This window comes from Yersinia vastinensis, from assembly GCF_902726565.1.
GTDB lineage: Bacteria > Pseudomonadota > Gammaproteobacteria > Enterobacterales > Enterobacteriaceae > Yersinia > Yersinia vastinensis.
Map to the genome: position 1 here is coordinate 124,866 of NZ_CACVAF010000012.1, position 8,340 is coordinate 133,205.

An 8,340-nucleotide genomic window follows, 5' to 3' on the forward strand; every position below is an offset into this window, starting at 1 on the left:
TCAACCTATGCACTAACAACCTGTATTACAGAGTCTAAAGCCTCTCCCGGCTTATCACTGTCGAGCCACTGGACTGAACCCCAGCCCCGCAACCAGGTCATTTGGCGCTTTGCCAGTTGACGTGTCGCACAAACTCCGCGGTAAACCATTTCGTCGTAATCAATCTCACCAGACAGATAAGACCACATCTGCCGGTATCCCACACAACGAATGGCAGGCATATCCGTATGCAAATCACCACGGTCAAAAAGCGCCCTCGCCTCTGTTTCGAACCCAGCATCCAGCATCTGATGAAAACGTAATTCAATTCGCTGGTGCAAAAGTTCCCGGCTAACAGGCGCAATCGCAAATTGGTGAACCCGGTAAGGCAAGGTTTCACCTGAAATTTTAGTCAGTTCTGTTAGAGTTTTACCTGAAATCAAAAAAACTTCCAGTGCTCTAGAAAGCCGCTGAGGATCATTAGGATGAATTCGCGCCGCAGCGACGGGATCTATTTCGGCCAGTTGCTGATGCAATGCTTCCCAGCCCAGTTCTGCTGCCTGCTGTTCAATACGTTCACGCACTTTTGGGTCAGCCGACGGCAAGGGCGATAATCCATCTAATAAGGCTTTAAAATACAACATTGTGCCACCCACCAGCAGCGGAATACGCCCGGCAGCGGTAATGTCAGCCATTTCTTTGAGGGCATCTTTACGGAAATCAGCAGCTGAGTAGGATTGCGCAGGATCGCGGATATCAATCAGCCGGTGTGGCGCTAATGCCAACTCGGCCGCACTGGGCTTTGCCGTGCCGATATCCATACCACGATAGATCAAGGCTGAGTCGACGCTGATAAGCTCAACAGGTAGCCGTTGTCTCAGCGCGATGGAGAGCGCTGTTTTACCTGAGGCAGTTGGCCCCATAATAAAGATTGCCGGTGGCCGGTCTAGTGTTTCAATGTCATTCATGTGTCAGGGTTGCCAGTGCAGCCTTTATATCAATAGGTTGTAATAGTCCCGCAGGCGGTGATTTTACCAACTGTGGGCAAAGACGTTCAACATCCGTCAATAACTGTATCGCTTGAGACACATTCCAAACCTCATGTTCACTGCCAAGATGGCGAGAAATCCATGTGGCCAGTGCATCTGGCGATATCTCTTCATGTTGCGCCAGATAGCCTAACAGTTCCGGTATCAGTTTTTGTAAATTTTGTTGGCGTAATGGTAAAGATACTGCACGTAAGGTCGCTCTTGCGTGTTCAACCGCCAACTCTATCCCCATCGTCGCTAACAATTTCTGATGACGCTGACACGCAGCGGCTTCATTTTTATCCAACGTGAGTTTAAGTGGAATCAGCAAGGGCTGTGGGCGCAATCCCTCCGCAGGCGGGTTCAATTGAGCTTGCTTTAACCAGCGCTCTGCAACCGTCAGTGCCAGTAATGCCAAACCCTGCTTATATTCAATCAAAGCGTAACTCGGCGGAAATACCGTCAATACTCGGCCAAAGCTGTAGTTATCGCCATGAAGTGGCTCTTCCGCCGGTATTTGGCGCGCTATAGGGGCAGATGGTGCAACCGCCTGTTGACTCTCTGTCGCGGGTTGTACCAGTTGACGATATAGCTCGCCTTGCTGTTTTTGATAAGGCTGGCCCGCGTTATAGGCAGGGATATGTTCACGAGCGGTTGGGTGTTCGGTCGTAACAGCCCGCGCCATCACTGGTGCTCGTGCTGAAATTGCAGCGTTTGCTGGTTCCGGTTGAGCGTATTTATTCGCCCCTGCCGCCACGCGGTTTTCCGGCTGCCAACGAGAGGCCTCAACTTCTTCGCCATCTTCATTAATGTTCAGTGTTGGGGTAGCAGCTTGCTGCAAGACGCTGGTAACCGCTTGATAAATGAAATCATGTACCAATCGCGCCTGATGGAAGCGCACCTCATGCTTTGCCGGATGCACGTTAACATCAACCTGATGTGGGTCGATATCCAGATACAAAACATAAGCCGGTTGTTGGTCGTCTTTAAGTAAATCCTGATATGCCTGGCGAATGGCGTGGTTTATCAGCCGGTCACGCATCATGCGGTTATTGACGTAGCAATATTGCATTTCACTAAGTGTACGGCTGGCCGCGGGATCAGCCACCCAACCCCGAATAGTCAAATCGCCATGCTGCCACGAAATCGCTAATGCATGCTGCAAAAACGCCGGACCACAGATACTGGCCAGACGGCGTTCATGTTGGGAAGGGTCAGCGGCTGCACGATATTGGCGCATTAACTTACCGTTATGGCTGAGATTAATCGCTACATCAAAGCGTGCCAGCGCAATACGCCGCACCACTTCATCAATATGACCAAACTCCGTTTTTTCAGTGCGCATAAATTTGCGCCGGGCGGGGGTGTTATAAAACAGATCCAGCACTTCAAGCGTGCTCCCCACCGGATGGGCCGCAGGTTTGATGGTCACAGCCATATCACGGCCTTCAGCATAGGCTTGCCAGGCTTCATTCTGCTGTGCCGTGCGCGATGTCAATATCAGACGAGAGACGGAACTGATACTGGCCAGTGCCTCGCCACGAAACCCCATGCTGAGGATAGCCTCCAGATCCTCCAGCGAACTTATTTTACTGGTCGCGTGGCGCGCCAGTGCCAGTGCCAAGTCGTCTTTGCTAATGCCGCAGCCATTATCACGGATACGAATTAATTTCGCTCCGCCACGTTCGATATCAATATCAATCCGCGTGGCACCCGCATCCAGGCTATTTTCCACCAATTCTTTTACTACCGATGCAGGCCGCTCTACCACTTCACCGGCGGCAATTTGGTTCGCGAGCTGTGGTGGCAAAATCTGGATCGGCATAGCAGTTCCTTTCGCTTACGACTGTGGAATAGTGAGGGTTTGCCCCAACTGAACATTACCTGACTTTATCTTATTCGCCCGCTCAATCTCACTCATCGACACGCCGTATCTGGCCGCAATAGCTGACAACGTATCACCGCGTTTGACCTGATGTTTAACCGGTTTTGCTTTAGCCACTGCCTTTGGCGCAGTGACCACGGCCGCACTGCCCGATGCCGGCACTTTCAAACGCTGCCCGACCCAGACCACATCATTTTTCAGTGTGTTGTTTTGCCGCAAAACCGCCATGCTGACACCGTATTGACTGGCAATACCTGATAAAGTTTCGCCACGCTGTACTTTATGAATCTGGCTTTTACCCGTTGCCACTGGCTTGGCGGCAGACGACCTACCACTTTGCGCATTGCTGACAACCGGCTCTGGCTGATTAACACTGGAACGCCGCGAAGAAGAGTCAACCGCCGCTGTTTCAATGAGCGGGCGGTTTTCGACCTTTGGGTCGGCTTGTAGCGGATGCGCGAGGAAATAACTGCGCAGGCCTTTATAAATGGCGTGAGCAAGTTTCTCCTGATACGCGCTACTGCCAAGCAGCCGCTCCTCCGTACTATTACTGATGAAGCCGGTTTCCACGAGCAACGATGGAATATCCGGTGAACGTAACACCCCAAGACTGGCGTGTTCAGGCCGACGTTTATGAATGTCGCCTATTGATTGTAATTCATACAATACTTTGGTTGCGACGTCATAGCCTACTCGTTGCGAGTGACCAAATTGCAGATCTAGCACCGCCTGACTCAAATAAGGGTCGGACGCGGTGTTTGCCAATACATCACCAGCACCGCCAAGCAGCTCGGATTGCTTCTCATGCTGTTCCAGCCAGTTCCCCATTTCACTGTTAGCACGGCGGTTCGACAGAACCCAAACCGATGCCCCTGTCGCACTGCGGTTCGGTGCGGCATCAGCGTGAATGGAAACCAAGACGTTTGCGCCCTGCTTGCGTGCTACATCAGAACGCCCCATCACCGAAATGAAATAATCACCATTGCGGGTCAAAACCGGTTTAAACATTGGGTCACTGTTAAGCAATGCCTCAAGCCGGCGAGCGATGGCAATAGTGACATTCTTCTCTTGCAAACCATTTTGCCCGATAGCCCCCGGATCTTGGCCGCCATGGCCCGCATCAATCGCGACGACGACACGATCACTTTTCGCTGAACTGGCCGTTTTAATTGGCCGAGCCGTATTGGTCGTGGTGCTCTCGCTGCTCATCACCACTGTTGGCTTGTTATTAAACGGGTTTTTAGCCACTGGCGCTGGATTGGCGCTGGTCACCGGTGCAGTATTTGTGTTCGTCGCTCGTGCCGTCAGACGCCCAGCATTAGGGCTAGGAGTATTCGTTTGATTTAAAGGAATATTGTTCGGGCTTGGTGTGGATTGCACCTGACGAACTGGGGTGCTGCCAGTAGAGGTCATGGTGATCACAACGGTGTAACTATTGCCTGATTGCTGGGTAGTCGCCCGGGTTTTCACTTTTTGCGTCAGTTCCAACACCAAGCGGGTACTTTGCTCATCTTTTGGCGTACTGGAACGAATTCTTTTCAGCAAATTCTGCCCACTGAATTCCAAAGGTAAACCAGAAAGATTACCGCTTTGGCGCACATCCAATACCACACGCTCTGGTGAGTTCAGAGAGAAAAAGGCGTAAATCGGCTGCCCATCAAAACTGAGTGTGACCCGGCTTTCAGTTGGCCCATTATTCACTTTGATATCAGTGAGTTTCGCCGCCCATGCTGAAGGTAAAGTCAATAAACTCACCATGACCAACATGACGGTGGCCAATGATCCTTTCCAACAGGTTTTTCGTGTTAAGCAATTAATTTGCTTTAAATAAGTCAGTAGCGTCGAGCTATGCGTCATTATCACATTATCCTTGCACAGCAGCTAAACGGCGCAACACATCAGCACCCGCATCAGAAATAGCCATCAAGCGAGCTTCACGCCCTTCGTCTTGATAAGCCAAATGCAGTTCTACATCCGCCTGTGGCAAAAATCCAGCCCCTTGCTGTGGCCACTCCACCAGACAGATTGCCTGCTTGTCGAAGTAATCTCGAATCCCCATAAACTCTAGTTCTTCAGGGTCAGCCAAACGGTATAGATCAAAATGGTAAACCGGCCTTGGCGTCAGCGCATAAGGTTCAACCAGCGTATAAGTGGGGCTTTTAACGTGCCCTAAATGGCCAAGGGCTTGCAGAAAGCCGCGGCTGAAAGTCGTTTTTCCGGCACCTAAGTCACCGAACAGGTAAATGACACTGGCACCATTGAAGGCATGAGCCAATGTGGCTCCTAATGCAACGGTCGCTGCCTCATCAGGCAGAGGTAAAACGAGTTCTTTCATTCTATGATATCTATCTTGCTAACTCAGGATTAACGTACTTCGGAATAACCGGCAATAAATCTGTGGCCAGTAAACCCCGGGTGCCTTGAACTTCAGCCAGTTTGTCTGCGGCAACGCCATGCACAACACAACCCGCACAGGCAGCATCATACAGCACCAGCTTTTGTGCTATCAAACTTCCAATAATGCCGGACAGAATATCCCCCATACCACCAGAGGCCATACCCGCATTACCCACATCTGCAATCGCCATCTCGCCCTGCTCGCTGGCAATCAGAGTACCCGCTCCTTTTAGCACCACCACGCCACCATACTGTTTAACAATGTTACGGGCGGAAAGTAAGCGGTCACTCTCAATATCAGCGACGCGGCAACCGAGCAGGCGTGCAGCTTCGCCTGGATGAGGGGTCAATATCCGATTCTGACGCCTCTGCGGGTTTAATGCCAGTAAGTTGAGTGCATCTGCGTCCCATAATGCTGGTTTATCACTTCGTTGCAATAGATTCAGAGCATTCCTGCCCCAATCGGACTGCCCTAACCCAGGACCGATCACTAATACATCAGCCCAATGAATACTTTGCTCTAAGGTCTCATCCGTTAATTCCTGCACCATCAGCTCTGGCCGAGCGGCCAGAATCGGGGCAACATGCTCAATGTGAGTGAGTACTCGCACCAATCCTGCACCACTGCGCAAAGCGGCTTCCCCCGCCATTCGAATGGCGCCTCCCATCCCTTTATCCCCCCCCACCAGCAGCAAACGCCCATGCTCACCTTTATGGGCACAAGGCCGGCGTGGCTTTAACCATTGCGGCAGATGAACTGCGGTCAGTCGCTCAATTTGCACGGGTTGAGATGCGAGCCATGGCGTTAGCCCTAAATCATTGCAATGCAAATGCCCTACCCAATCACGTGCTTGCCCTGTCAGTAAGCCGGGTTTCAGTGTGACAAAAGTCAGTGTGTGGTCTGCGTGAATAACAGAACCGGGCGCGGCACCACTATCGGCACTTAAGCCGGAAGGAATATCCAACGCTATCTTGGCAGCTCGATGGCGGTTCGCCGTATCAATCAGTATGGCATAAGCACCCTGTGGTGCAGCACGCAGGCCAATACCCAGTAATCCATCAATAATCAAATCAATCGGTTGCGGCCACGGTGCGTCCGGTGGGTTAATCACTCCCCCCTCGGCCAGCCATTGCGTTTGAGCCTGATACGCTTCTGCAGGTAATGGTCGATTGCCAGAGCAGGCGATGAGAGTGACATTTAACCCTGCCGCTAATGCCCGCCTAGCAACAATATAGCCGTCACCACCATTATTGCCGTGACCACACAAAACCAGCCAATGGCGCGCCGCCGGATATTGTTTGCGCGCCAGATCAAATGCGGCGTTTCCTGCTCTCTGCATCAAATCAAACAGACTTAGAGAGAAGTGTGCGGCCGCCACAGCCTCATTCTGGCGTACCCAGTCCGCAGAAAAAACAGAGTGTGGTAAACTGACACCGGTTTGTTTCTTACTATGGTCCGTCATGGCACACCCCCTCGATCTGAATCAATTAGCCCAACATATCAAGCAATGGGGGCAATCGCTAGGTTTCCAGCAAGTCGGTATCTCCGATACGGACTTGTCAGCGGAAGAGCCGCGATTACAGGCTTGGCTTGATAAACAATATCATGGCGAAATGGCCTGGATGGCCCGTCACGGTATGCTGCGCGCGCGCGCCCATGAATTATTACCCGGAACATTGCGGGTGATCAGCGTGCGAATGAATTATCTGCCAGCAAAGGCGGCATTTGCCAGCACATTGAAAAATGCAGAATTAGGTTATGTCAGCCGCTACGCATTAGGCCGCGATTATCATAAATTATTGCGCCAGCGCCTGAAGAAATTAGGTGATCAGATCCAAAATTACTGCCTTGAGCAGCAAGAAAAGTCAGAGTCAGGGGCAAGTCATGAGATCAGTTTTCGCCCATTTGTGGACTCTGCGCCAATTATGGAACGTTCACTGGCAGCCAAAGCAGGTATTGGCTGGGTTGGTAAGCACTCACTAATTTTAAATCGTGATGCAGGTTCTTGGTTCTTTCTGGGCGAGTTACTTATCGATCTGCCGCTCCCTGTCGATAAACCCCAAGAAGAGCAATGCGGGCGCTGCGTTGCTTGTATCACGACCTGCCCAACCGGTGCTATCGTCGCCCCTTATACTGTTGACGCACGCCGCTGTATCTCCTATCTGACCATTGAGTTAGAGGGCGCAATACCTGAAGAATTCCGGCCGTTAATGGGCAATCGTATTTATGGTTGTGATGATTGCCAACTCATCTGCCCGTGGAACCGCTTCTCACAATTAACCGATGAAGAAGATTTCAGCCCACGCGCGGTTCTGCATACTCCACAGCTACTGGATTTATTTGCTTGGAACGAAGAGAAATTTTTGCGGGTAACGGAAGGTTCAGCGATTCGGCGAATTGGTTATTTACGTTGGTTACGCAATATATCGGTGGCACTGGGTAATGCCCCTTATCTTGACCACATTGTTTTAGCACTGGAAGCGCGCAAAGGTATTCATCCTATGTTGGATGAACATATTGAATGGGCAATTTCACAACAATTGAAAAGACGGTCTACACTGAGTGTGGATGTTCAAACGCCACAGAAAAAACGGCTCATCAGAGCGATTGAAAAAGGCCTGCCACGAGATGCCTAATACCACTTTTACCTGAAATCGAATGACTTCGGGTACAAGTTTTTTTTACTATTTTTAGTGTAAATTAGCTCAGAGTTTTCCTGTGCATAAAAATAAAAACACCTTGGCAATCAAGTGCAAAAAAAAGCACAAGTGATCGGCATAACGTTTTCACATAAAAATATATATAACCAAATCAATCAGATATGGAAAAATAAATAAAATTGGTTAGATTGTGAGCTGAATACAAAAAGAACAGAATCTGTGGATAACTCTGTTGACGAAGTTAATACAATGTATGTAATTCGAGGTATGACGCACAACTTGGCTGTGGATAATTAAAACAGAATTGAATGAAAAATTTGGAGCGGGAAACGAGACTCGAACTCGCGACCCCGACCTTGGCAAGGTCGTGCTCTACCAACTGAGCTATTC

The 8,340-nt window shown here is 50.4% G+C and carries 6 protein-coding genes; 1 reads left to right on the forward strand and 5 read right to left on the reverse strand.

Going from position 1 to position 8,340, the window contains the following annotated elements; genetic code table 11:
- Positions 1–5: 5 nt before the first annotated feature.
- The 5 genes from miaA to nnr all read right to left on the reverse strand — a co-directional run bounded on the left by miaA (position 6) and on the right by nnr (position 6,752).
- Entirely contained in the window at positions 6–947 is a 942-nt protein-coding gene (miaA, locus tag HUZ92_RS17145; protein WP_050099779.1) for a tRNA (adenosine(37)-N6)-dimethylallyltransferase MiaA, read from the reverse strand.
- The gene (gene mutL / locus HUZ92_RS17150; protein ID WP_050099778.1) at positions 940–2,832 is read right to left on the reverse strand and encodes a DNA mismatch repair endonuclease MutL; all 1,893 of its coding nucleotides are present in this window, start codon (positions 2,830–2,832) and stop codon (positions 940–942) included. The genes miaA and mutL overlap by 8 nt, the downstream gene beginning before the upstream one ends.
- A gap of 15 nt (positions 2,833–2,847) precedes the next feature.
- Positions 2,848–4,659, reverse strand: a complete 1,812-nt coding sequence (amiB, locus tag HUZ92_RS17155; protein ID WP_050100130.1) for an N-acetylmuramoyl-L-alanine amidase AmiB — start codon at positions 4,657–4,659, stop codon at positions 2,848–2,850.
- Between the two features lie 97 nt (positions 4,660–4,756).
- Positions 4,757–5,227 (reverse strand): tRNA (adenosine(37)-N6)-threonylcarbamoyltransferase complex ATPase subunit type 1 TsaE, encoded by a 471-nt coding sequence (tsaE, locus tag HUZ92_RS17160; protein WP_048618993.1) that lies wholly within the window; start codon positions 5,225–5,227, stop codon positions 4,757–4,759.
- A 10-nt stretch (positions 5,228–5,237) separates the two neighbouring features.
- The gene (gene nnr, locus HUZ92_RS17165) at positions 5,238–6,752 is read right to left on the reverse strand and encodes a bifunctional ADP-dependent NAD(P)H-hydrate dehydratase/NAD(P)H-hydrate epimerase (protein ID WP_145580092.1); all 1,515 of its coding nucleotides are present in this window, start codon (positions 6,750–6,752) and stop codon (positions 5,238–5,240) included.
- On the opposite strand from nnr, the gene queG reads away from it, so the two are divergent.
- Complete coding sequence (queG, locus tag HUZ92_RS17170; protein ID WP_050099773.1) at positions 6,751–7,926, forward strand: tRNA epoxyqueuosine(34) reductase QueG; 1,176 nt, start codon at positions 6,751–6,753, stop codon at positions 7,924–7,926. The two genes, nnr and queG, sit on opposite strands and share 2 nt — an antisense overlap.
- The last annotated feature ends 414 nt before the right edge of the window (positions 7,927–8,340 follow it).

Coding starts and splice junctions, on each gene's coding strand:
- miaA (WP_050099779.1), bottom strand. CDS start 947: ATGAATGACATTGAAACACTAGACCGGCCACCGGCAATCTTTATTATG.
- mutL (WP_050099778.1), bottom strand. CDS start 2,832: ATGCCGATCCAGATTTTGCCACCACAGCTCGCGAACCAAATTGCCGCC.
- amiB (WP_050100130.1), bottom strand. CDS start 4,659: ATGTTGGTCATGGTGAGTTTATTGACTTTACCTTCAGCATGGGCGGCG.
- tsaE (WP_048618993.1), bottom strand. CDS start 5,227: ATGAAAGAACTCGTTTTACCTCTGCCTGATGAGGCAGCGACCGTTGCA.
- queG (WP_050099773.1), top strand. CDS start 6,751: ATGGCACACCCCCTCGATCTGAATCAATTAGCCCAACATATCAAGCAA.
- nnr (WP_145580092.1), bottom strand. CDS start 6,752: ATGACGGACCATAGTAAGAAACAAACCGGTGTCAGTTTACCACACTCT.